At 70.7% G+C, this 22,361-nt stretch carries 21 protein-coding genes; 13 read left to right on the top strand and 8 right to left on the bottom strand.

All coding sequences use genetic code 11. The annotated features are described in order from the left end of the window. Positions 1-66: 66 nt before the first annotated feature. On the bottom strand, positions 67-618 hold the full coding sequence (locus tag ACGFIO_RS24025) for a YbaK/EbsC family protein (protein WP_392829020.1): 552 nt from the start codon (positions 616-618) through the stop codon (positions 67-69). A gap of 221 nt (positions 619-839) precedes the next feature. Beyond that, positions 840-1,715, bottom strand: a complete 876-nt coding sequence (locus tag ACGFIO_RS24030) for a TIGR03620 family F420-dependent LLM class oxidoreductase (protein ID WP_392828779.1) — start codon at positions 1,713-1,715, stop codon at positions 840-842. A 125-nt stretch (positions 1,716-1,840) separates the two neighbouring features. Here ACGFIO_RS24030 and ACGFIO_RS24035 point away from each other — a divergent pair, with 125 nt between their 5' ends. Both ACGFIO_RS24035 and ACGFIO_RS24040 read left to right on the top strand, forming a co-directional pair. After that, positions 1,841-2,242, top strand: coding sequence for a hypothetical protein (locus ACGFIO_RS24035; protein WP_392828780.1), 402 nt, complete (start codon positions 1,841-1,843; stop codon positions 2,240-2,242). 9 nt (positions 2,243-2,251) lie between these two features. Next, positions 2,252-3,211: a sulfotransferase domain-containing protein gene (locus ACGFIO_RS24040; protein ID WP_392828782.1), complete on the top strand. Its 960-nt coding sequence runs from the start codon at positions 2,252-2,254 to the stop codon at positions 3,209-3,211. A 122-nt stretch (positions 3,212-3,333) separates the two neighbouring features. Here the strand turns inward: ACGFIO_RS24040 and ACGFIO_RS24045 are convergent, their stop codons facing one another. The 3 genes from ACGFIO_RS24045 to ACGFIO_RS24055 form a co-directional block, all read right to left on the bottom strand. After that, the gene (locus tag ACGFIO_RS24045; protein ID WP_392828784.1) at positions 3,334-3,864 is read right to left on the bottom strand and encodes a helix-turn-helix domain-containing protein; all 531 of its coding nucleotides are present in this window, start codon (positions 3,862-3,864) and stop codon (positions 3,334-3,336) included. 237 nt (positions 3,865-4,101) lie between these two features. After that, positions 4,102-4,764, bottom strand: a complete 663-nt coding sequence (locus tag ACGFIO_RS24050; RefSeq protein ID WP_392828785.1) for a glyoxalase superfamily protein — start codon at positions 4,762-4,764, stop codon at positions 4,102-4,104. 83 nt (positions 4,765-4,847) lie between these two features. Continuing rightward, positions 4,848-5,759 (bottom strand): DMT family transporter, encoded by a 912-nt coding sequence (locus ACGFIO_RS24055; protein ID WP_392828787.1) that lies wholly within the window; start codon positions 5,757-5,759, stop codon positions 4,848-4,850. Between the two features lie 69 nt (positions 5,760-5,828). Here ACGFIO_RS24055 and ACGFIO_RS24060 point away from each other — a divergent pair, with 69 nt between their 5' ends. Continuing rightward, positions 5,829-6,680, top strand: a complete 852-nt coding sequence (locus ACGFIO_RS24060) for a LysR family transcriptional regulator (RefSeq protein WP_392828789.1) — start codon at positions 5,829-5,831, stop codon at positions 6,678-6,680. On the opposite strand, the gene ACGFIO_RS24065 is transcribed toward ACGFIO_RS24060, so the two are convergent. Both ACGFIO_RS24065 and ACGFIO_RS24070 read right to left on the bottom strand, forming a co-directional pair. After that, the gene (locus ACGFIO_RS24065; RefSeq protein ID WP_392828791.1) at positions 6,677-7,063 is read right to left on the bottom strand and encodes a CBS domain-containing protein; all 387 of its coding nucleotides are present in this window, start codon (positions 7,061-7,063) and stop codon (positions 6,677-6,679) included. The two genes, ACGFIO_RS24060 and ACGFIO_RS24065, sit on opposite strands and share 4 nt — an antisense overlap. 58 nt (positions 7,064-7,121) lie before the next feature. After that, the gene (locus tag ACGFIO_RS24070; protein ID WP_392828792.1) at positions 7,122-8,849 is read right to left on the bottom strand and encodes a proline--tRNA ligase; all 1,728 of its coding nucleotides are present in this window, start codon (positions 8,847-8,849) and stop codon (positions 7,122-7,124) included. Between the two features lie 102 nt (positions 8,850-8,951). Here ACGFIO_RS24070 and ACGFIO_RS24075 point away from each other — a divergent pair, with 102 nt between their 5' ends. From ACGFIO_RS24075 to ACGFIO_RS24120, 10 genes are all read left to right on the top strand, one after another. Beyond that, a complete protein-coding gene (locus tag ACGFIO_RS24075) occupies positions 8,952-9,755 on the top strand; it encodes an SGNH/GDSL hydrolase family protein (protein ID WP_392828794.1) in 804 nt (267 codons plus the stop codon). A gap of 110 nt (positions 9,756-9,865) precedes the next feature. Further along, the gene (locus ACGFIO_RS24080; protein ID WP_392828796.1) at positions 9,866-10,753 is read left to right on the top strand and encodes a sulfurtransferase; all 888 of its coding nucleotides are present in this window, start codon (positions 9,866-9,868) and stop codon (positions 10,751-10,753) included. Between the two features lie 61 nt (positions 10,754-10,814). Further along, positions 10,815-11,429: a TetR/AcrR family transcriptional regulator gene (locus tag ACGFIO_RS24085; protein WP_392828798.1), complete on the top strand. Its 615-nt coding sequence runs from the start codon at positions 10,815-10,817 to the stop codon at positions 11,427-11,429. Next, positions 11,429-12,766 (top strand): acetyl/propionyl/methylcrotonyl-CoA carboxylase subunit alpha, encoded by a 1,338-nt coding sequence (locus tag ACGFIO_RS24090; RefSeq protein WP_392828800.1) that lies wholly within the window; start codon positions 11,429-11,431, stop codon positions 12,764-12,766. Before ACGFIO_RS24085 ends, ACGFIO_RS24090 begins: the two co-directional genes overlap by 1 nt. Positions 12,767-12,921: 155 nt before the next feature. Next, the gene (locus ACGFIO_RS24095; protein WP_392828802.1) at positions 12,922-13,974 is read left to right on the top strand and encodes a hypothetical protein; all 1,053 of its coding nucleotides are present in this window, start codon (positions 12,922-12,924) and stop codon (positions 13,972-13,974) included. A gap of 237 nt (positions 13,975-14,211) precedes the next feature. Continuing rightward, entirely contained in the window at positions 14,212-15,489 is a 1,278-nt protein-coding gene (locus ACGFIO_RS24100; RefSeq protein WP_392828803.1) for a hypothetical protein, read from the top strand. Between the two features lie 223 nt (positions 15,490-15,712). Next, the gene (locus tag ACGFIO_RS24105) at positions 15,713-17,233 is read left to right on the top strand and encodes an acyl-CoA carboxylase subunit beta (protein ID WP_392828805.1); all 1,521 of its coding nucleotides are present in this window, start codon (positions 15,713-15,715) and stop codon (positions 17,231-17,233) included. 10 nt (positions 17,234-17,243) lie between these two features. Beyond that, complete coding sequence (locus ACGFIO_RS24110; protein WP_392828807.1) at positions 17,244-18,401, top strand: acyl-CoA dehydrogenase family protein; 1,158 nt, start codon at positions 17,244-17,246, stop codon at positions 18,399-18,401. A 103-nt stretch (positions 18,402-18,504) separates the two neighbouring features. After that, the gene (locus ACGFIO_RS24115; protein ID WP_392828809.1) at positions 18,505-21,237 is read left to right on the top strand and encodes an ATP-binding protein; all 2,733 of its coding nucleotides are present in this window, start codon (positions 18,505-18,507) and stop codon (positions 21,235-21,237) included. 35 nt (positions 21,238-21,272) lie between these two features. After that, on the top strand, positions 21,273-21,449 hold the full coding sequence (locus ACGFIO_RS24120; RefSeq protein WP_392828811.1) for a hypothetical protein: 177 nt from the start codon (positions 21,273-21,275) through the stop codon (positions 21,447-21,449). Between the two features lie 300 nt (positions 21,450-21,749). Here the strand turns inward: ACGFIO_RS24120 and ACGFIO_RS24125 are convergent, their stop codons facing one another. Continuing rightward, a complete protein-coding gene (locus ACGFIO_RS24125) occupies positions 21,750-22,253 on the bottom strand; it encodes a MarR family winged helix-turn-helix transcriptional regulator (RefSeq protein WP_392828812.1) in 504 nt (167 codons plus the stop codon). Between the last annotated feature and the right edge of the window lie 108 nt (positions 22,254-22,361).

The raw sequence follows: 22,361 nt of genomic DNA on the forward strand, positions 1-22,361 counted from the left end.
CCGGCCGCCGCCCGTAACGGCAAGGAGCCGCACGACGCCGGTTGATGTTGTTTCACGTGGAACGGTCTACTCAACCGCGCGAGCCAGCCCGTCGATGACGGTGGCGTTCGGGAGGGCGCCGAGGGCCGGGCCGGCGATGGCGATCTTGCTGTGGCGTACGCCCGAGCCGATGATCACGTGCGGCTGGGCACCGATCCGGGAGTCGACCAGGATCGGCCAGTCCTTGGGTAGCCCGATCGGAGTGATGCCGCCGTACTCCATGCCGGTCAGCCGCACCGCGTCCTCCATCGGCGCGAAGCTGGCCTTGCGGACGTCGAGGTGGCGCCGCACCACGCCGTTCACGTCGGCCCGGGTGGTGGCCAGAATGACGCAGGCCGCGTATCGGGTGACGCCGTCACGCTTACCGGCGACGATCACACAGTTGGCCGACTCGTCCAGGCGGATGCCGTACGCCGCACAGAACGCCGCCGTGTCGGCCAGGGTCGCGTCGATCGGCGCGACCAGCACCTGGTCCCCGTCGAAGGGAGCGTCGGCGGGAATGACTTCCAGGGCCGCGGCCACCGGCTCGGCCAGCAGGTCGAGCCGGGACTGGGCGGGTTCTAGCGTCAGGCTTCCCATCACGTCCGCCATCCTCGTCCACAACCGTTGTCCCAGAAAGTCGAGACCACCGGTTGGGCGAACGCAGCGCCATCGCGAGGCCAACCGGCAGCTCTGGCCCGCGAGGCCAACCGGCAGTTCTGGCCCGCGAGGCCAACCGGCAGTTCTGGCCCGCGAGGCCAACCGGCAGTTCTGGCCCACGGGCCAACCCGCAGTTCCGGCCCGCGGGCCAACCGGCAGCGTTATCGCGAGACCAACCCCAGCACGTCGGCCAGCCGTCGCCACTCGGGCAACGGCAGCTCGGTCGGCATGCCGCTCTCGGTCAGTACGTTCACCGCCACGTGATCGGCGCCAGCCGAGAGATGTGCGTCGACGCCGGCGCGGACGCGCGAGGCGTCACCCCAGACGACCGCCGAGTCGACGAAGCGGTCGCTGCCCTCACCGGCCAGATCGGACTCGTCCAACCCGTACCGCACCAGCTGCCGCGTGTAGTTCGGCAACGTCAGATAGCCGCGCAGCGCCTGCCGGCCGGCCGCACGGGCCTGGACCGGATCGTCGCCCAGGAAGACCTTCTGCTCCGGAACCAGCAGCGTTCCGGGGCCGAGGATGCCGCGGGCCGCAGCGGTGTGGGCCGGCGGCATCAGGTACGGCAGGGCTCCGGCGGTCAGCTCGGCCGCGGCCGCCAGCGTCTTCGGCCCGAGCGCGGCGATCATTCGTTCCTCGGACGGTACCGCGGCCAGCGGACCGGTGAGCAGATCGCGCAGGCGGCTCAAGGGCCGGGTGTACGACTGGCCCCGCGCCTCCGCGGTGCGCGCGTGCCCCGAACCGACACCGAGGTAGAAGCGGCCGGGATGAGCACGCCGGATCCGCTCGTGCGAGGCGGCCAGCTGCTCGCCGTCGCTCGTCCAGATGTCCACGATGCTGGTGCCCACGACCAACGACCCGGTCGCCGTGAGAACCGCCTCGGCCAGCCCGAGGTCATCGCCCGGACTGCCGCCGATCCACACCGCCCCGAAGCCGAGGGCCTCCACTTCGCGCGCGGCCTCGGCGATCGCTTCGGCGCCGGTCGGCCAGACCCGCCACGTCGCCCAGAGGCCATACCGTCCCAGACTGTTCATATCCCTGAATCTATGAGGTAGTTGGGCCGGGTGCGAGCGCTCGTGGTGAACGACCACCGGACGATCCGGGCGCCCAGGACGTGGCATCCTCAGGCAACGCGTGATCTTGCCGACTGTCAGTTGGTGTGGAGGAGCGACGTAGCGCGCGGGTAGGCACGGTCAGTGGCCTGGCCCTGCTCGCCGGCGGCACGGCCATCGCGGCGGTGGCCGGCGGGGCGCATTCGATCTTCGCCACGATCCTGCTCGGCATGCTCGCCGTCGGCATGGGCCACGCGCTGATGGAGGAGATCCGGCGCCAGGCGCGCCGATCGATGACCGGCTGGGCCGCCCACGACACGGTCAACGCGGTGCTGCTGGCCAGCTGGGCGGCGGGCGCGCTGATCACGACGGTCCTGGCCGTCCACCCCGCCACGGTCCGGGCCGTGGGGCTCCTGCTTTCTCTGGGGTACGCGTTGAGCTGCGCGTACTTCGTCGTCGAACGCCGCCGGACGGTAAACAGCCTCGCCGTACCGGAGAAAACCTCCTAGTTTCGTGCGGTGCGTTATCGATCGTCGGACGAGGACAGCGGCCGCTGGTACGGGTTTCCGTTCCGGGCCGGAGACATCGTGATCAGCACCCGGTCGAAGAGCGGCACCACCTGGATGCAGATGATCTGCGCTCTGCTGATCTTCCAGACGGCCGACCTGCCGGCGCCGCTGGCGACCCTGTCACCGTGGCTGGACTGGCTGATCGTGCCGCGCGACGAGGTGCTGGCCCGGCTCGCGGCCCAGCGGCACCGGCGTTTCATCAAGACGCACACGCCCCTGGACGGCGTCCCGATCGACCCGCGGGTCACCTACATCGTGGTGGCGCGGGATCCGCTCGACCTGGCTGTGTCGCTCTTCCATCAGGGCGACAACCTCAACCGGGCCCGGATCGCCGAGCTCACCGGTGCGCCGCCGCCGGTCGATGAGCCGGCGCCCCCGCCCGACGATGAGCCGATGCCGCCGCCGGTCCATGAGCCGATGCCGTCGCCCGACGATGAGCAGGCGCCGCCGCCGGTCGATGAGCCGGCGCCCCCGCCCGACATGCGGGCCGCCCTGTTGCGCTGGATCGAGCAGGACGTCGCACCCGCCGACGACCTCGACTCCCTGCCGGGCGTCATGTGGCACCTCACCGACGCGTGGCGGCGCCCCGGGGTGCTGCTCGTGCACTACGCCGACCTGCTGGCCGACCTGGACGCGGAGATGCGCCGGATCGCGGAACGGCTCGGGATCCCCGTACCCGACGAGGTCTGGTCCGATCTGGTCGAGGCGGCCAAGTTCGAGCGGATGCGGGGGCGGGCGGCCGAGCTGGCCCCCGACCCGGCCGGGATCATGAAGGACCGGACGGCGTTCTTCCGGCGCGGCGGCTCGGGGTCGGGGCGGGAGCTGTTGAGCGACGACGAGTTCGCGCGCTATCAGGCCCGGGCAGCCGAGCTGGCGCCGCCCGATCTGTTGGCCTGGCTGCACCGGTAGGCCGTTGTTCAGGCCGAGCTGGCGCCGCCCGATCTGTTGGCCTGGCTGCACCGGTAGGCCGTTGTTCAGGCCGAGCCGGCGCCGCCCGATCTGTTGGCCTGACCGCATCGGCAGGCTGTTGCTCAGACCGATTTCAGGATGCGTTCGAGCTGGTCGGCCCGCATGCGCCGGGCGTGACCGCGTCTGCTTTCGGCGTACGCGAGCAGAATCGTCCGGCGTTCGACCTCGGTCAGCACTCCCGCGAACGGCGAGGCCCGCCGCAGCCCCACCGCGTGCTCGGAGCTGGACGTCAACACCTCCAGCATCGCTTCGACGCCGTCGTCGAGCAGCGCGTCCCAGCGATCCAGCCACTCCCAGTCGCTGCCGGCCGGGTGCAGCCGCCGCAGCCGGCGCAGGTTGATGGCGGCGGCCGCGAGCATGGCCGGCGGATTGGCGACGACCTTGCCCGCGACCGCCCGGTGCAGCCACAACGACTCCATCTCGTCGCGGCTGAGGCCGGGCTCGATCAGCGCCTCGACGTCACTGCGCCGGATTCGCCGCTGCCCGCCCACGCGAACGTAGGGGAGTAGCCCGCGCAGGCAGAGATCGACGACGTGCGCCCGTGAGGAACGCAGCATGATCGCCGCCTGCCCGGTCGTGAGAAGATCGCCCACGAGTCGAATAGTGGCGCCTGTCACTACCGGAATGCAACAACCGAACGGCCGATGCTTCTTTCAAGCAGACGCCCCCGAACAGTGGTAACCCTGAGCGGCATCCGAGCCCCATCAACGGCCCAGGCCTACCACTACTCCGCTCAGTGCCAGCTAGCCGCCGGCGGCATCCGAGCCTCGAGTACCGCCCAGCCCAACCACTGCTTTGGACAGTGGTGGGCGCGGGCGGTATCCAAGTTGTCAGGCGCGGGGCTCGGACCAGCGGGGCAGGGCGGCCCGGGCCGCCGGGTCGAGCGGCTCGCTGAAGCGCAGATGGTTGCCGAACGGATCCGAGATCGTCATCACCCGGGTCTTCCACGGCATCTCCTGCACCTCAGGCACCCACACGGCCGGACCCCACACCCGGCTGCCCATCTCGCCGTACCGGTCGGCCAGCTCGGACCGCAACGAGTCGATCCCGTCGATGTTGATCGCCACCGTGGCGCCGTGGCCCGGGTCGTACGGCTGCTCGCTCAGCTGGAACGTCGTCGCGCCGCGGATGATCTGCCCGTAGAACGACGTGCCGGGCCCGCCCGCCGGCCCCCCAAAATCCAGCGTGAAGCCGAGGAAGTCCAGGTAGAACTCCTTCGCCCGGTCTTCGGAGAACACCCGCAGGATCGGAATGGTGCTGGTGGTGGCCCGGCGCGGGTCGGTCAGCTCCAGGCCCGACGTCTCGAAGGCCGGCACGATGCGGGAGGCCGAGGCCGCGGTGATCTTGGCGGCGAGCACGTTCCAGTCGTCGAAGCCGAACTGGCGGGCGACGATCTCCAGTGCCGCGCTGTGCGGCAGGTCGGCCCGCGTACGGGCGAGAACCTCGCTGCGCAGCGTCTTGGCCATGGTCTTGGCGTCGCGGAAAGTCCGCATGGCGTTGTCCCTCTCCACGGCGAACGTGGTGGCCGGTGCTCGCGTTGCCGACTGGTTCGCCGAAGAAGCTGGAAAGCCGCGAATCAATCAGTCGAGGTGGACGCATTCACCAAGCCCCGCAGGGGGCGCGAGCGGCGGGCTGCGTCGGCCCTGCCAGGAGTTTCGGCCGACCGCCGGGCCGCTGTCAAGGCCACCGACACGGCATTGACCGTGATGACGATGGCCATTCCGGCGAGCTCGTGGCCGGCCAGCGGCTGGCCCAGCAGGATCAGGCCGGCCACCGCCGCCATCACCGGATGCACGCTCATGAACAGGCCGAAGAAGCGCGCCGGCACGTGGCGCAGGGCGATCAGGTCCGCGGTGTACGGCAGGACCGAGCTCAGGATCCCGGCCGTGCCCGCGAACAGCAGGGCGGCCGGCGACATCGGCATCAGCAGGACGAACACCGGCAGGTTGAGCAGCGCCGCCACCGCCGAGCCCAGGGCCGGCGCCTCGATGCCGTCGAACCGCCGCCCGGCGACCCGGTTGAGCATGATGTACGACGCCCAGCAGCCGGCCGCCAACAGGCCCAGCCCGATGCCGATCCAGTCGCTGGACGGGCCGGGCCGCACCAGCACCCACACGCCCAGCCCGGCGAGCAGAGCGCAGATCAGATCCATCCGGGTACGCGACCCGAGCAGCGCCACGGCCAAAGGTCCGAGCACCTCCAGGGTCACCGCGAGGCCCAGCCCGATCCGGTCGACGGCGGTGTAGAGGCTCAGGTTCATGATCGCGAAGACGAGGCCCAGCAGCAGTACCGGCCACCACTGCGACCAGCGCATCCGGCGCAGATCGGGGCGGGCCAGGGGCAGCAGGACGATCGCCGCGACGATCTGCCGGACGGCCACCACGCCGGCCGGTCCGATCGCCGGGAACGCGTGCGCGCCGATCGCCGCGCCGGTCTGGTTGCTCGCCGCACTGGCCACCATCGTCGCGATGCCGCCTGCTGTCCTCATGTCCGCAGCATGCGTGGCGGCGTTCCAAGAGCGGAAATGCGTCGGACATCGGTTCTATACGCTCGGCGTATGGATCTGCGGCAGCTGAGGGCGCTGATCGCGGTGGTCGACTCGGGGTCGTTCACCGAGGCGGCGGCCGGTCTGGGGGTGTCCCAGGCGGCGGTGTCGCGGTCCATCGCCGCGCTCGAGCGGGCTCTCGGCGTACGCGTGCTCCATCGGACGACCCGGCAGGTCGCACTGACCGAGACCGGAGTCAAGGTCGTGGCCCAGGCCCGCCGCGTGCTCGACGAGGTCGCCCACCTGGAGCACATCGTCGCCGCGACCAGGGCCGAGGTGCGTATCGGGTACGCCTGGGCCGCCCTCGGCCGGCACACCCGTGGCCTGCAGAAACGTTGGGCGGCGGCGTATCCGGGCGTCCCGCTGGTGTTCATCCACGCGAACGAGCCGACGGCCGGCCTCGGCGACGGCACGGCCGACGTGGCGGTGCTGCGCCGGCCGCTGACCGATCCGCGTTTCGCGACGGTGGCGGTGGGCGAGGAGCGGCGGGTGGCGGCGATGGCCACCGAGCACTCGCTGGCCCGGCGGCGCACGCTGCGCCTGGCCGATCTGGCGCGTTACCCGGTGGCGCTGGACGAACGGACCGGTACGACCACCCCGGAGCTGTGGCCGCCGGACGCGCGGCCGCGGGCGATCCGGCGTACCCACACGGTCGACGAATGGCTGACCACGATCGCCGCCAACCAGGCGGTCGGCGTGACCCCGGAGGCGACCGCGCAGCAGAATCCGAGGCCGGGCGTGGCCTACCGGGTGCTGCGCGACGCGCCGCCGATCACCGTGCGCCTGGCCTGGCGCCCGGACAGCCCTCCGGCCGGCCTGGACGAGCTGATCGAGCTGGTGAAGGCGTTGTACGAGAAGCGCTAGGCCGCGGTCGGGAGCAGGGCCAGGTCGCTGAGCGAGATGATCCCGACCACCTTGCGGTCGGTGTCGCAGACCAGGAGGCGGCGTACGCCCCGCTCGCGCATGGCGCGTACCGCCTCTTCCACCGTCGCCGCCTGCTCGACCATGATCATCTCGCGGGTGGCGATCGTCGCCAGCGTGGTCGACCGCGGCGACAGCCCCTCGGCGATCGCCCGCACGACGATGTCGCGGTCGGTGACCAGGCCGGCGATCGTCGGCCCGTGGGTCACCACGACATCGCCGATCTGCTGGTCGCGCATCGCCTGCGCGGCCTCGTCGAGGGTGGTGTCACCAGAGAGGTAGACCACCCGCCGCGTCATCACATCGGCAACCGACGTCCTGGCCATCACGGCACCTCCCGCCCATCCGGCCCCACGACTGTGGGCTACCCGGAGCGATCCATGGTTACACGCTGGTCAGCGTGGTCACCACGTCCGACATCGGAACCTCGTCGCGGCCACCCGTTCGGCGGTCACGCAGTTCGGCGTACCCCTCGCCGAAGCGGCGCCCGACCACGACGGTGTGCGGGATGCCGATCAGCTCCGCGTCGGTGAACTTCACCCCGGCGGAGACACCGGCCCGGTCGTCGACCAGCACCCGCAACCCGGCCGCCACGAGCACCTCGGCCAGGCGCAGCGCGGCCTCCACCTGCCCGTCCTTACCGGCCGCGACCACGTGCACGTCGGCCGGGGCGATCTCGGCCGGCCAGATCAGGCCACGCTCGTCGTGGTGCTGCTCGGCCACCACGGCCACCGCGCGCGAGACGCCGACGCCGTACGAGCCCATCGTCGGCCGTACCGGCTTGCCGTCCTGGCCGAGCACGTCCAGCTTGAACGCGTCGGTGTAGCGCCGGCCGAGCTGGAAGATGTGCCCGATCTCGATGCCGCGGCGCATGGTCAGCTCGCCCTCGCCGCATTGCGGGCAGGTGTCGCCGGCGCGTACCTCGGCCGCCTCGATCGTCCCGTCCGGCGTGAAGTCGCGGCCGGCCACTACCGAGGTGGCGTGCTTGCCGGCTTCGTTGGCGCCGGTCAGCCAGGCGGTTCCGGCCACCACACGCGGGTCGACGAGGTACCGGATCTGGATGCCCTGCGGCCCGATGTAGCCCTTGACCAGGTCGGGACGGGACGCGAAGTCGTCGAAGAGTTCCGCCGTCGCGGGGGCCAGCGCCGCGTCCAGCCGCTTGAGGTCGACCTCGCGGTCGCCGGGCAGACCGATGGCCAGCAGTTCCGGCTCGCGGCCGGGGTGGTGCACGGTCACCACGACGTTCTTCAGCGTGCCGGCGGCGGTCCAGTCGGTCCGGCCGCCCAGCGCACGCTGGTTGGCCAGGTCGACCAGCGCGGCGATGGTCGGCGTGTCCGGGGTGTCGTGCACGGTCAGCGGGCCGGGCGTGCCCTCGGGGGCCGGCGGTGCGGGCGTGACGACGGCCTCGGTGTTGGCCGCGTAGTCGCACTTGGTGCACCCGACGAAGGTGTCCTCGCCCACATCGGCCACGGCCAGGAACTCCTCGGAGGCCGAGCCGCCCATCGCGCCGGCCATGGCCGAGACGATCGTGTGTTCCACCTCGAGCCGGGCGAAGATCTTCTGGTACGCCCCGCGCATGGCCTGGTAGGCCGCGGCCAGGCCGTCGTCGGTGAGATCGAACGAGTACGCGTCCTTCATCAGGAACTCACGCCCGCGCAGCAGACCGGCCCGCGGGCGAGCCTCGTCCCGATACTTCGTCTGCACCTGGAAGAGGATCATCGGGAAGTCTCGGTAGGAGCTGGTCAGGTCCTGCACCAGCAGCGCGAACATCTCCTCGTGGGTGGGCGCCAGCAGGTAGTCGGCGTCGCGCCGGTCCTTGAGCGTGAAGATGTCGTCGCCGTAGTCGGTCCAGCGGCCGCTCGTCTGGTATGGATCGCGGGGCAGCAGCGCCGGGAACGACACCTCCTGCGCGCCCGCGGCGAACATCTCCTCCCGTACCACCCGGGCGATGTTGTCCAGCACAAGCTTGCCCAGCGGCAACCAGGTGTAGCCGCCCGGCGCGGCGCGACGGATGTAGCCGGCCCGCAGCAGCAGCCGATGGCTCGGCACCTCCGCCTCGGCCGGATCCTCACGCAGGGTCTTGAGCAGCATGGTGGACATCCGTAGGAGCATGGCCGCGAGTCTAGGGACCAGGTGTCAGCAGCGTCACGCTGCTTTTCCCGCCCGACCGGTGCTTAGCTGGATAGCTGTAAAGGACATAGAACGGGGCGGACGATGACCTGGCGTAGCTACGTGGCCATGGGGGACAGCTTCACCGAGGGCATGGACGACGCGTACCCGGACGGGACGTTCCGCGGCTGGGCCGATCTGGTCGCGACCAGGCTCGCGGTCGACGCCGGCCCCGATTTCGGGTACGCCAACCTGGCCATCCGCGGCCGCCTGCTCAACGCCGTCATCACCGAGCAACTGGAACCGACCCTGGCCATGAAACCCGATCTGGTCAGCTTCGCCGCCGGCGGCAACGACGTGCTGCGCCGCAAGACCGACCCGGTGGCCCTGATCGAGCGGGTCGACGGCGTGATCGGTCAGATCCGCGCGACCGGCGCCGACGTCATCATGTTCCGCTTCGCCGACGTCTCCACCCACCTGCCCGGCCAGCGCATCTACGGCCCGCGGGTGGCCGTGCTCAACCGCGGGGTCGGTGAGATCGCCGAGCGGCACGGTGCCCACCTGGTCGACCTGTTCGCCGACGACGCCTTCCGCCACAACCAGGCCATGTGGTCGCTCGACCGGCTGCACCTGTCCCCGGCCGGTCACCGTCGCGTGGCGGCCAACGTGCTGAGCGCGCTGGGCGTCGGCGTGGACGAGGAGTGGCTGCTGGTCCCGCCGGCCCCGGCCCCGAGCGCGTGGCTGGCCGCGCGCGGCGCCGACCTGCGCTGGGCCGGTCAGCACCTGGCGCCGTGGATCAAGCGCCGCCTTCAGGGCCGTTCCTCCGGCGACCTGATCACACCGAAGCGTCCTAAGCTGAGCCCGATTGGCTCCGCTCCGCTGCGCCGGCGGTCGCCTGATAACCGATGAGATGACCCGCGGTTTCCCTTCACCTGGAAAACGCGGCGGGCGGAGGAAAACCGAGGGCCATCTCATCGGGGGCGACCGCTGCCGATCGAATAGGGGATAGGTTTCCTCTCATGGCCTACGAGCTTGATCCCAGCCCCGAACTTCAGGCCTACGCGCATCCGGAGCGCCTGGTCACGACCGAGTGGCTGGCCGCGCACCGGGGTGAACCGGGCCTGGTCGTGGTCGAGTCCGACGAGGACGTGCTGCTCTACGACACCGGGCACATCCCCGGCGCGGTCAAGGTCGACTGGCATCTCGAGCTCAACGACCAGGTCACCCGCGACTACCTCGAACCGGCCGACTTCGCCGAGCTGTGTGCGGCCAAGGGCATCGGGCGCGGCGACACGATCGTGTTCTACGGCGACAACTTCAACTGGTGGGCGGCGTACGCGCTGTGGGTCTTCAGTCTTTTCGGCCACGCCGACGTGCGGCTGCTGAACGGCGGCCGGCAGAAGTGGGCCGCGGAGGGTCGCGAGCTGACCCGGGAAAAGACCGTCCGTGAGCGCGCCGACTACCCGGTCCCGGTCCGTGACGACGAGCAGATCCGGGCGTTCCGGGAGCAGGTCGCCGAGCACAGTGCCGCCGGGAGGCCGCTGGTCGACGTGCGGTCGCCGCAGGAGTACACCGGCGAGCTGACCCACATGGCCGCGTACCCGCAGGAGGGCGCGTTGCGTGGCGGCCACATCCCGGGCGCGCTGAGCAAGCCGTGGAAGTCGGCGGCCAACGAGGACGGCACCTTCAAGAGCGCCGACGAGCTGGCCATGATGTACCAGGATCAGCTGGGCCTGGCGCCGTCCGACGACGTGATCGCCTACTGCCGCATCGGCGAACGGTCCAGCCACACCTGGTTCGTCCTGACCCACCTGCTCGGATTCCCGCGGGTCCGCAACTACGACGGTTCCTGGACCGAGTGGGGCAACCTCGTCCGGGCCCCCATCGCCAAGGGCGACAAACCCTGATTATGATTGGCCCCTGAACGAGCGTTAAGTAAGCGACTTGACGACGGGGTATTGTTTTCCGGTGACGACGGTAGATCAGCAGCAGCGGCAGGGGCCGCCCGCACCCCGACGGCGGTCGCGGCGCGACGAGATCCTCGATATCGCGGTCGACCTGTTCGCCGCGAAGGGCTACCACGGCGTCTCGATGGATGACATCGGGTCGGCCGCCGGGGTGACCGGTCCGGCGCTCTATCACCACTTCGCCGGTAAAGAGGCGATGCTCGTCGCCGCGCTGGTCCCGGTCAGCGAGAGCCTGCTGCACGGTGGCCGCGAGCGGGTGGCCCGCCATGACGACGCGCACGCCGCACTGACCGACCTGATCGCCTTCCACGTCGAGTTCGCGCTGGCCAACCCGGCAGTCATCGCGTTGCACCTGCACGAGCTCGACCGGCTGCCCGAGGACCCGCGCCGGCAGATCCGCCGCCTGCAGCGCCTCTACGTCGAAGAGTGGGTGCGCGTGCTGGCCACCCTGCGACCGGAGCTGAACGCCGAGGAGGCCCGGGTCCTCGCCCACGCCGCCTTCGGCCTGATGAACTCCACGCCGTTCCTCGGCGACGAGGTCGAGCGGCAGCGCGCCGCGGCCCTGCTCCGCACAGCCGCGGCCTGTGCCCTCGAAGGCCGCGCCCAGGAGGACTGATGATCGATTCGCTGCTGGTCGCCAACCGAGGCGAGATCGCCCGCCGGATCATCCGGACGGCCAAACGCCTGGGCATCCGGACCATCGCGGTCCATTCCGAGGCCGACGCCGGGATGCCGTTCGTGCTCGAGGCCGACGAGTCGGTCGCGATCGGCCCGGCGGCGCCGGCTCAGAGTTACCGCAACGCCGACGCGATCCTGGCCGCGGCCAAGGCCACCGGGGCCAAGGCGATCCACCCCGGGTACGGCTTCCTCAGTGAGAACGCCGACTTCGCCCGCACCGTCGAGGCCAACGGCCTGGTCTGGGTCGGGCCGGGCGCCGACGCGATCAGCGCGATGGGCGACAAGATCAACGCGCGCAACCTGATGGCCGCGGCCGGTGTGCCGGTCGCGCCCGGCACACCAGACCCGGCCGGGTCGGCCGACGACGCGGTCGAGGCCGCGTGCGGCATCGGCTACCCGGTGATGGTCAAGGCGTCGGCCGGCGGCGGCGGCATGGGCATGGCCGTGGCCGAGGACGAGGCCGGCCTGCGCAAGGCGTTCGACCAGGTCTCCGCGTTCGCGGAACGGACCTTCGGCGACGGCTCGGTGTTGCTCGAGCGCTACTTCCCCCGGGTACGCCACGTCGAGGTGCAGATCCTCGGCCTGGCCGACGGCCGGGTGATCGCCCTGAGCGAGCGCGAGTGCTCGGTCCAGCGACGCAACCAGAAGCTGGTCGAGGAGGCGCCGTCCCCGGCGGTGAGCCCCGAGTCGCGCGCCCGTTTGCTGGCCGCCGCGGCGCTGGCCGGCGAGGCGGTCGGCTACCGCAATGCGGGCACCGTCGAGTGCCTGCTCGACCCGGCCACCGGCGAGTTCTTCTTCCTCGAGATGAACACCCGGCTCCAGGTCGAACACCCGATCACCGAGCTGATCCACGGCATCGACCTGGTCGAGGAGCAGCTCCGGATCGCCAGTGGCCTGGCGCCGACCTTCGACCCGGACGCGCTGACCACCACCGGCCACGCGATCGAGCTGCGGGTCAACGCCGAGGACCCGAAACGCTTCTTCCCCGGCCCCGGGCACATCACGACCTGGGTCGAGCCGACCGGCGACGGCGTCCGGGTCGACTCGGGTTACGGTCCCGACCTGACCGTGACCCCGCACTACGACTCGCTGATGGCCAAGCTCATCGTCTACGCCGCCGACCGGGACGAGGCGATCGCCAAGGCCCGGGCCGCGGTGGCCGGTTTCCAGATCGCCGGCCCCAAGAATAACCTGCCCTTCTTCGCCGAGCTGCTGGACAATCCGGAGTTCACCAGCGGCGACTACGACACCGGCATCGTCTCCCGCATGAGGTGATCCCGTCGGTTGCCGTCCGGCTTTCTGCGGGCCGGCCCTAAAAAGAACGGCGTAATCCCTATTTGTCGGCGTGACCCCACAACTGTCGTTTCGTTACCCATACCGAGTGGCCGATATCGGCCGACCGGTGGGAAACCGACGACGAGGGGTCAGACATGACGGGGCAGGTGGTCGAGCGCACGCCGCGCACGCCGCTCGCGTCGTCCGTCGCGCCCACCGGCGCCCGCACCACGCCCATGCCGACCCCGAACCAGGGTGCGGAGCGGCGTGGCCGGCGCTGGGCCTTGCGGGCTCTCGTCCTCGGTGGCCTCGCCGGCGCGGCCTGGCTGCTCACCGGAACCGCCGCGCAGGCCGCGGACCATGACCCGGCGACGGAGACGTCGTCGCTGATCGGTGCGGTCGTGCGGGGTTCCACACCGGTGGTGCACCACGTCCTGAAGGCGGCCGCCAAGCCGCTGGACGAGAGCCACCCGGTGACCCATTCCGTCGTCGAGGTACCGGCCCGGGTGCTCAACCGGCCGGTCGACATCCTCGGCACGGTCACGCACGGCGAGAACGTGGCGCCCGCACTGAACGCGGCCGGCCACGTCGTAAGGGATCTGACCGGCAACGACCGTCCTGCCGACGGTGCCGCAGTCCTCCCGCAGCTCGCCCCGGCACCAACACCGCACATCCGGACGCCGAACGGGGTCAAGGACCCGGCCGTCGACCCGACGGACGGAACCGAGACACGGCGTCCCTCTCCGGCCAAGACCATCGTCCGGGACGACAATCGCCCCGGACGACTGTCGCCTGGGGAAACCAGTGTGGTGGTGGCGAACCGGAAGGCGGAACCGGCCCTGGCCGCACCCGTCGTGAACCTGGTCCAACCGGTCGGGCAGCACGACATCGCGGCCACGCCGGCGTTCGCCGGCACGCGGAACACGATGATCGGTACGGAGCGGCACGCCGTCACGGCGACCGCACCGGATGCCGTCCAGGACACCACGCCTGGCGGCGGCGATCTCCCCGCATCCCCGCAGGTGCAGTTCGGAGCGCTCAGCGGCAGCTCGACCAGTGCGTCGGGAGCTCCGACGGAGGGTGGCTCCGCAGCCGTCCTTCCGGCCGCGGTCGCGAGTGGCACGGTGGCTTCCCACCGGCTGCTCCGGGCGACCGACGTCGAGGTCCGGCCGTATGACGCCGTGGCTCCGACCGTCTCACCTGACTGAGTGACCGCCGCCTCGTGCGGCGAAACCCGGCCCCGATTCCCGGACCGTTTGCGTACAAGCGGCGAATCCATCCCGGCCGGTCCACGTCACTTCTCACCGCTTCACCGGCGCATGTCGACAAGCGGCAGTCAGGTAATGAGAAATCACGCCCAGGCACCGCTGCGCCCTTTTCCGGAACGCCAATCTAATACGTGCATACCATTCTGCTGACCCTTTTCGAAAGGCATTTTCTTTCTCATGAAGACCTGGGTTCGTAAGACTCTGAGCGTTGGTGTCCTGGCGGCCGGCGCCCTGCTGTTCACCTCGGCCAACGCCGCTCACGCCGACAGCAAGGTCCAGCAGGACACCTCGCAGAACTACGGTATCGGCAACGGCATCCAGGGTGCCGTCCCGGTCAATCTGGGCGCCAACGCCTGCGGCAACTCGGTCGCGGCGCTGGGCTGGGCCGGTGCCGAGGCCGCCTGCTCGAACGTCTTCGAGAGCGGCTCGTACAAGCAGAAGTCGACCAAGAACGTCGGCGCCCTGAACGGCCTGCAGGTGCTGGTCCCGATCAACGGCGGGATCAACGCCACCGGCAACGCGGTCAGCGCGGCGGGTGCGGCGCACGCGGCCGGGGCCAGCAGCAACAGCTTCGGCGGGAACAAGGGCAAGAAGGAGAGCGCCGAGCTCGAGACGAAGAAGGGCAACGGCGACCCGACGCAGGTCTCGTACGACAACTACGGGCTGGCCAACGGCATCCAGGCGTACGCACCGATCAACCTCGGCGCCAACGTCTGCGGCAACTCGATCTCGGCCCTGGGCTGGGCCGGCTCCGAGGCCGCGTGCTGGAACTTCTTCGGCGCCAAGGGCAACAAGGGCAAGCAGGAAAGCGGAAAGGTCGACCAGGTCACCTACGACAACTACGGGGTCCTGAACGGTCTGCAGCTCGCCCTGCCGGTCAACGTGCTCGGCAACGTGACCGGCAACGCGATCTCGGTGGGCGGCTCCTCGCACGCCGCGGGCGCGTCCGGCAACGAGGTCGAGAGCGGTAAGGGCGGCGGCAACGACGGCGTCGTGCAGGACTCGCACGGCAACGTCGGTGCGCTGAACGGTGCCCAGATCGCGGCTCCGGTGAACCTGGGCCTCAACCTGTGCGGGAACGCCCTGAGCGTGCTCGGCTCGGCCAACGCGGCCGCCAACTGCGGCAACGACTTCGGCGGCAACGGTGGCAACGGCGGCCACAACGGCGGGAACAACGGTGGCGGTCACGGCAACGGTGGCGACCACGGCGACAACGACGGTGACCACGGCGACGACGACGGTGACTACGCCGGCGACAACGGCACCGACGACCACGGCAACAACGGTGGCGACAACGGCGACGACTCGGATTACGGCGACTCGGACCGCAAGGTGACCAAGTCGGCGACCGAGGGCACCGCTGTCGACGGTGTGACCAAGGGCCTGAGCACCAACAACGCCGACGTGGCGGGCCTGAGCGGCGTCACCGGCGGTCTGCTCAAGACCCTGGGCTGACCCTTTCAAGGTCACGGGTCGCACCGGTCCCGGGTGCGGCCCGAGCCGGCGCCCTGTGGCGTCGGATAGAGCCGGTGCTCCTCCACAGCACCGGCGGCAACTGGAAGGGAGCCTCCGCAGCCGGCGGAGGCTCCCTTTCGGCTTTCGGCTTCGGGCGAGCTACGCTACCCTAACGATCGTTCAGGTTGCTTCCGCTGTTCGGGAGCACAGGTCAGGGGGTACGGTGTCCGCCGAGCTGGAGCAAGTCCGCAAGCGGGTCGAAGCGGGTGGCGTTGAGCGCTACCACGCGGCCAACGCGGCCAAGGGCAAACTGTTCGCCCGCGAGCGGATCCGCCTGCTCACCGACGAGGGCTCCTTCGTCGAGGACGGGCTGTACGCCAACAGTCTGGCCGAGGGACTGCCCGCCGACGGCGTGATCACCGGTAATGCCACGATCGACGGGCGGCCGGTGTGCGTGATGGCCAACGACTCGACGGTCAAGGCGGGCTCCTGGGGCGCCCGGACCGTCGAGAAGATCATCAGGATCATCGAGCGGGCGTACGCGAACGGCGTACCCATGGTCTATCTCGTCGACTCGGCCGGCGCGCGCATCACCGACCAGGTCGACCTCTTCCCCGGGCGCCGAGGCGCCGGCAAGATCTTCCACAACCAGGTCAGGGCCTCCGGTTCGATCCCGCAGGTCTGCGCGCTGTTCGGGCCGTCGGCGGCCGGCGGCGCCTACATCCCGGCCTTCTGCGACGTGGTCGCCATGGTCGAGGGCAACGCCAGCATGTACCTCGGCTCGGACCGGATGGTCGAGATGGTCACCGGCGAGAAGACGACGCTGGAGGCCATGGGCGGCGCCCGGGTGCACTGCACCGAGTCCGGGGTCGGCCACTTCCTCTGCAAGACCGAGCAGGACGCGCTCGACGTGGTCCGCCGCTATCTCTCCTACCTTCCGACCAATTTTCAGGAGAAGCCGCCTTCGGAAGAGGGCGCGGAACCGGCCAATGTGGATCTTGAAGCGCTGGTTCCGGCCAGCGAGCGTCAGGCCTTCGACATGCGCCGGTACGTCAAGGGCATCGTCGACGAGGGCTCGTTCTTCGAGATCCAGGCGCTCTGGGCCAAGGAGCTGACAATCGGCTTCGCCCGGCTGGGCGGCGAGGTCATCGGCGTGGTCGGCAACAACTCGATGTTCAAGGGCGGGGTGCTGTTCGTCGACTCGGCCGACAAGGCCAGCCGGTTCGTGCAGCTCTGCGACGCCTTCAACGTGCCGCTGCTCTTCCTGTCCGACGTACCCGGGTTCATGGTCGGGACGGCGGTCGAGAAGCAGGGCATCATCCGGCACGGCGCCAAGATGATCACGGCGATCAGCGAGGCGACCGTACCCAAGATCTGCGTCGTGGTCCGCAAGGCCTACGGCGCCGGGCTGTACGCGATGGCCGGCCCTGGTTTCGAGCCGGACGCGACCATCGCCCTGCCCACCGCCAAGATCGCGGTGATGGGCGCCGACGCGGCCGTCAACGCGGTGTACGCCAACAAGATCGCGGCGATCGAGGACGAGACCGAGCGGGCCGAGTTCGTCGCCACCAAGCGGGCCGAGTACGAGCGCGACATCGACATCATGCGACTGGCCTCCGAGCTGGTCATCGACGCGATCGTCCCGCCCGCCGACCTGCGCGCCGAGCTGATCCGCCGGTTCGCGGCGGCCGTCGGCAAGGAACGTTTCTTCTCTCGGCGCCGGCACGGCGTCACACCGGTGTAAGGGAGCAGTCATGGTCGACTTCCGGCTCAGCGAGGAGCAGGAGGCGCTGCGTGAGGCCGTGCGGGAATTCGCACGCGAACAGGTCGCGCCGGTCATCGCCGAGCACTACCAGCAGCACACCTTCCCGTACGACCTGATCCGCCAGATGGGCAAGATGGGCCTCTTCGGCCTGCCCTTCCCGGAGGAGCACGGCGGCATGGGCGGCGACTACTTCGCGCTCTGCGTCGCGCTCGAGGAACTGGCCCGGGTCGACAGCTCCGTCGCGGTCACCCTGGAGGGCGCGGTCTCGCTGGGTGCGATGCCGATCCACCGCTTCGGTACGCCCGAGCAGAAGGCCCGCTGGCTGCCGCAACTGTGCTCCGGCGAGGCCCTGGCCGGCTTCGGTCTCACCGAACCGGGCTTCGGCTCGGACGCCGGCGGCACCACCACCCGGGCCCGCCTCGACGAGGCCACCGGCGAGTGGGTGATCAACGGGACCAAGGCGTTCATCACCAACTCGGGCACCGACATCACCGCGTTCGTCACGGTCATGGCCGTGACCGGCGTCAACCCCGACGGCAGCAAAGAGCTGTCGACCATCATCGTCCCCTCGGGTACGCCCGGCTTCACCGTCGCGCCCGCCTACGACAAGGTCGGCTGGTGCGCCTCCGACACCCATGAACTGTCCTTCGACGACGCCCGGGTGCCGGCCGAGAACCTGCTGGGCGAACGTGGGCGTGGCTTCGCGCAGTTCCTGCGGATCCTCGACGAGGGGCGGATCGCGATCGCGGCCCTGTCCGTCGGCCTGGCCCAGGGCTGCGTGGACGAGTCCGTGGCGTACGCCGGCCAGCGCGAGGCCTTCGGCCGGCCGATCGGCAACTTCCAGGCCGTCCAGTTCATGATCGCCGACATGGAACTGCGCGCCCACACCGCCCGTCTGGCCTGGTACGACGCGGCCGCCCGGATGATCGCCGGTGAGGACTTCAAGGCCAAGGCGGCGGTGGCCAAGCTGCACGCCAGCAACGCGGCCATGGAGAACGCCCGGTACGCGACCCAGGTGCACGGCGGGTACGGCTTCATGAACGAGTCGGCGGTCGGCCGCTTCTACCGGGACGCCAAGATCCTGGAGATCGGCGAGGGCACGTCCGAGGTGCAGCGGATGCTCATCGCCCGTGGCCTGGGCCTCTGAGTCGACATTTACCTGTCGGTATTCCGACCCAACCACGTCCGATCCCGGACAAGTGCCTGCATACGGGACGACATGCATCGATCGGTATGCCTAGGTTCAAGGCATGGCAGCTGATCACGGGGCGGACCGTGCCGACGGTCCGGGATTCGGAGCCATGCTGGGCGGTCACCGGCGACAGGCCCGGCTGACCCAGGACGAGCTCGCGCAGCGGGCCGGCATCGGTGTGCGTACCGTCCGTGACCTGGAACGCGGCCGCGCCTCCCGGCCCCAGCGCACCACCGTCGAGCTGCTCGCCAACGCCCTCAACCTGACCGGGGCCGACCGCCACGCGTTCCTGCTCGCCGCCCGCGGCCAGGCCGCCGAAACCGGCAACGGCCGGCGCTACGTCCGGCTACCACCCTCGGCCGAGCTGATCGGACGGGACACCGACGCCGCCGAACTGGCTGGCCTGCTCACCGGCCCGATCCGCCACCCGCGCGTGGTCACCCTGGTCGGCCTGGCCGGCGTCGGCAAGACCGCGCTGGCCCTCTCGGTCTGCCACCGCGTGGTCGACGCGCACCCCGGCGGCGTGGCCGGCATCGTCATCACCGACGGCTTCGCCACCGGCGACATCCTCGGCACGGTCGCCGCGGTCTTCGGCGTCGGCCGCTTCGAAGACCTGACCGCCCGGTTCGCCGGCACCTCGGGCGCACTGCTCATCGACGCCGTCGAACGATCACCCGAGGCGGTCGCCGAGGCACTGTCCCGGCTGCTCGAACGCGTGCCGACACTGCGCTTCATCGCCACCGGCCGGCACCCGATCGGTCTGTCGGCCGAACGGGTCTGGCCGCTCGCGCCGCTGAACGCGCCGCCCGAATCGGCCCGGACCCTGGCCGAGGTGGGCGACTTTCCCGCGGTCCAGCTGTTCCTCGACCGTCTGATGCGGGTACGCCGGGAGCCCGTCGCCCCCGACGAGGTGCAACCACTCGCCACCCTGGTCCGGCGGCTGGGTGGCCTGCCGATGGCCATCGAGCTGGCCGCCGCGCACGGCCGCGTGCTGACCGTGGCCGAGATCCTGCACCGCTACGGCGACCGCCTGCTCGACCTGACGGGCCGCCCCGGCGACGCCACGGTGTCGTTGCGCGAGGCGGTCGCCGCCTCCTACAACCTGCTCGCCCCCGAGGAGCAGTACGCCCTGCGCCGCCTGGGCATGTTCCGGCACCGCTGGTCGGTGTCCCTGGCCGAGCAGATGATCGAACCCGGCCGGGCCGGCGACACCGACGTCGTGCACCTGCTCGACCGCCTGCTCGAACTGGGTCTGCTCAGCGTCCGCGGCAGCGGCGTGTTCCGGTTCCGGCTGCTCGACGTGGTCCGCGACTACGCGGCCGAACGGGCGGCGGCCGAGGGCGAGCTCCCGGCCAGCCGGCAACGGCACGCCGAGGTGATCGCCGGCCTCGCCGAGGGCATCGCTCCGCAGTTGGTCGGGCCGCATCTGGCCGACGCGGCCAACCGGCTCGACGACGTGGCCGGGGACGTCGGCGCCGCCCTGGCCTACGCGGCCTCCGAGGACCCGCGGACCGCGCTGCGCCTGGCCGCGGCGTTGCCGCGCTGGTGGCGCTTCCGGGGGCGGGACGTGACCGGTCGCCAGTGGTTGCGGCGGTTGCTGGACGATCCGCGTACGGCCGACGGCGACCCCGCGGTCCGAGCCTGGGCCAAGATCGGGCTGGCCCAGCTGGCACCGCCCGCCCCGCAACACGGCTCGTCCGGCTCCGCACCTGGCTTCTCGTCCGGCTCCGCGCCCGGCTCCGCACCTGGCTTTTTGGCCGGCTCCGCACCTGGCTTTTTGGCCGGCTCCGCATCCAGTTCTTCGGCCGGCTCCGCATCCAGTTCTTCGGCCGGCTCGGCGCCCAGTTCTTCGGCCGGCTCCGCGCCCAGCTCCTCGGCCGGCTTCCCATCCGGCGTTTTTGGCGGCTCCCCGGCCGGCCCCACCGACGAGATCGTCTCCGCCGCCGAGGCGCTGGCCGACTTCGAGCGGCTCGGCCTGATCGAGGGCCAGCTGAGCGCGCACACCCAGCTGGCGGCACTGTCGATGGCCAGGGACGACTACGACCGGTCCCGGCGGCACGGCCTGGCCGCGCTCGAACTGGCCCGGGCAACCGGCCGGATCCGCGACCAGGCCGTCGCCGAGAACAACCTGACCTGGCACGAGATCCGGTCCGGTAACCTGGCCGCCGCCCGCGACCGCCTGCTCGCCGTCGACCGCCTGGCCGAACGCTGCGGCGAGCACCGGCTCCGCGCCCTGGCCCGGGCCAACCTGGCCGAGGTGGCGCGACTGGACCGCCGGTTCACCGAGGCGGAGATGCTCGGCCGCCAGGCGGTCGCCGAGTTGGAGGGGCTCGGCGACCCGATCCACCGCCGGCGGGTCATCGGGCGAATCGGGTTGGCCCTGGCCGAGGCCGGCCGCGTAGAGGACGCATCGGCGATGCTGGCCGAACTCAGCCCACCGCTCTCACTGCCGGCGTCGGCCATGGTCAGCTCGCCGCCCGCCCTGTCCGCGGCACCGATCTCGCCGGCCCCCGTGCTCTCACCGCCCTACATGGACGGTGAGGTGGCCCTGGTCGAGGCGGCCATCGCCCGGGTCACCGGCGACCCGGAGCGGGCGGCCGAGTATTACGCGCGAGCGGTCGACGCCTATCTCGGCGGCCCCGACCCGCGTGACGTCTTCGAAGCACTGATCGGCCTGGCCGCGACCACGCCCGATCCCGAACGGCGCGCGTTGGCCCTGGCCCGGCTCGCCGACCTGGGCAGCATCACCATGCTCCCGCACGAGCGAAAGATGCTGGGCCTCCCCACCTGACCGCCGCGTCGGGCTTGATGGTGCGTGCTCTCTCGTTGCGACGCCCATCTTCCAACCGCCTGGCCGCGGTGCCGGTCCGCGCGCTTCGCCGCGTCGTGGTCTGCGAGACGAAGCGGCGGCGCATGGCCGGCGACGGCGCGGCCTGCGCTCGCCCGAGCGTGTTCGTGACCCTCGGCGCGGGCTGGTGCGCGGCGCGGGAGTCGATGCAGTAGGGCGTCTTCCAAACCACACGTGGTGTGGGAGTCGCGGCGAAAAAGCGCCCGCGGACGGCCGGCACGGGTTGGGTGGGCGGGGTGGAAGTTTGACGCAAGGGGCAGCGGCGCGCGTGAGACGGCCGGCGCTCTCTGTGGCCCCCCACAGCGCCGGCCGTCGCAACGCCCCACCGGTAACGCGGCGAAAACGATGGCTCCCCCGTCGCCCCGCCAAACCGCCACGGTCGCGCCGCATCCCCCTTGCCGTGATCACCCTAACGGCGAAGCGAAGCACAATTGGGGGGATTCGCGCCCTATGCCCTAGGCGCTGGCGGGTTCTGCCGGTAGTTCTGCCGGTCCGCCGGTTCCCGCCGTCGCGCACGGGTTGACCGCATCGCGAATTTTTCGCAACCCTTCGAGCATGGCGTCGAGCTGTTTCGGGGTCAGAGGGTCGATCAGCCAGCGTTGAATGATCTCGAGGTGTTCGGGCAGCAGGCCGTCCAGCCGGTGGAGGCCGGCCTCGGTGATCACCGCGTACGAGCTGCGGCGGTCGCTCGCGCACGCCTCGCGCACGATCAGCCCATCGCGGTCCATCCGGTCCACCACCCGGGTCACACCGCTGGTGGACAGGGACGTCTGTGCGGCCAGATCGGTCATCCGGAGGCGGTGCCCAGGGGTGCGGGCGAGGCGCATCAGCACCTCGAACTCAACCATCGAGAGGCGGTGCTGGTCGAGCTGTGCCTCGAAGTGGCTGCGCAGGCCGGTGAAGGTCTCGGTGAGCAGTCCGATGGCCGTGAAGCGGGGGTCTCCCAGATCGACGTTCACTCTTATGACGTTACCAGAAGCTTGACAGGGGGAATATTGCTCGTCATATAGTTGCTACGTCACGCAAACACCCCATCGACACGATCCAGTCCCGAGGAGAATTCAGTC

This window comes from Actinoplanes sp. NPDC049265, from assembly GCF_043197135.1.
Lineage (GTDB): Bacteria > Actinomycetota > Actinomycetes > Mycobacteriales > Micromonosporaceae > Actinoplanes.

Coding starts and splice junctions, on each gene's coding strand:
- ACGFIO_RS24025 (WP_392829020.1), bottom strand. CDS start 618: ATGGGAAGCCTGACGCTAGAACCCGCCCAGTCCCGGCTCGACCTGCTG.
- ACGFIO_RS24030 (WP_392828779.1), bottom strand. CDS start 1,715: ATGAACAGTCTGGGACGGTATGGCCTCTGGGCGACGTGGCGGGTCTGG.
- ACGFIO_RS24050 (WP_392828785.1), bottom strand. CDS start 4,764: ATGCGGACTTTCCGCGACGCCAAGACCATGGCCAAGACGCTGCGCAGC.
- ACGFIO_RS24055 (WP_392828787.1), bottom strand. CDS start 5,759: ATGAGGACAGCAGGCGGCATCGCGACGATGGTGGCCAGTGCGGCGAGC.
- ACGFIO_RS24060 (WP_392828789.1), top strand. CDS start 5,829: ATGGATCTGCGGCAGCTGAGGGCGCTGATCGCGGTGGTCGACTCGGGG.
- ACGFIO_RS24065 (WP_392828791.1), bottom strand. CDS start 7,063: ATGGCCAGGACGTCGGTTGCCGATGTGATGACGCGGCGGGTGGTCTAC.
- ACGFIO_RS24070 (WP_392828792.1), bottom strand. CDS start 8,849: ATGCTCCTACGGATGTCCACCATGCTGCTCAAGACCCTGCGTGAGGAT.
- ACGFIO_RS24075 (WP_392828794.1), top strand. CDS start 8,952: ATGACCTGGCGTAGCTACGTGGCCATGGGGGACAGCTTCACCGAGGGC.
- ACGFIO_RS24080 (WP_392828796.1), top strand. CDS start 9,866: ATGGCCTACGAGCTTGATCCCAGCCCCGAACTTCAGGCCTACGCGCAT.
- ACGFIO_RS24090 (WP_392828800.1), top strand. CDS start 11,429: ATGATCGATTCGCTGCTGGTCGCCAACCGAGGCGAGATCGCCCGCCGG.
- ACGFIO_RS24095 (WP_392828802.1), top strand. CDS start 12,922: ATGACGGGGCAGGTGGTCGAGCGCACGCCGCGCACGCCGCTCGCGTCG.
- ACGFIO_RS24100 (WP_392828803.1), top strand. CDS start 14,212: ATGAAGACCTGGGTTCGTAAGACTCTGAGCGTTGGTGTCCTGGCGGCC.
- ACGFIO_RS24110 (WP_392828807.1), top strand. CDS start 17,244: ATGGTCGACTTCCGGCTCAGCGAGGAGCAGGAGGCGCTGCGTGAGGCC.
- ACGFIO_RS24115 (WP_392828809.1), top strand. CDS start 18,505: ATGGCAGCTGATCACGGGGCGGACCGTGCCGACGGTCCGGGATTCGGA.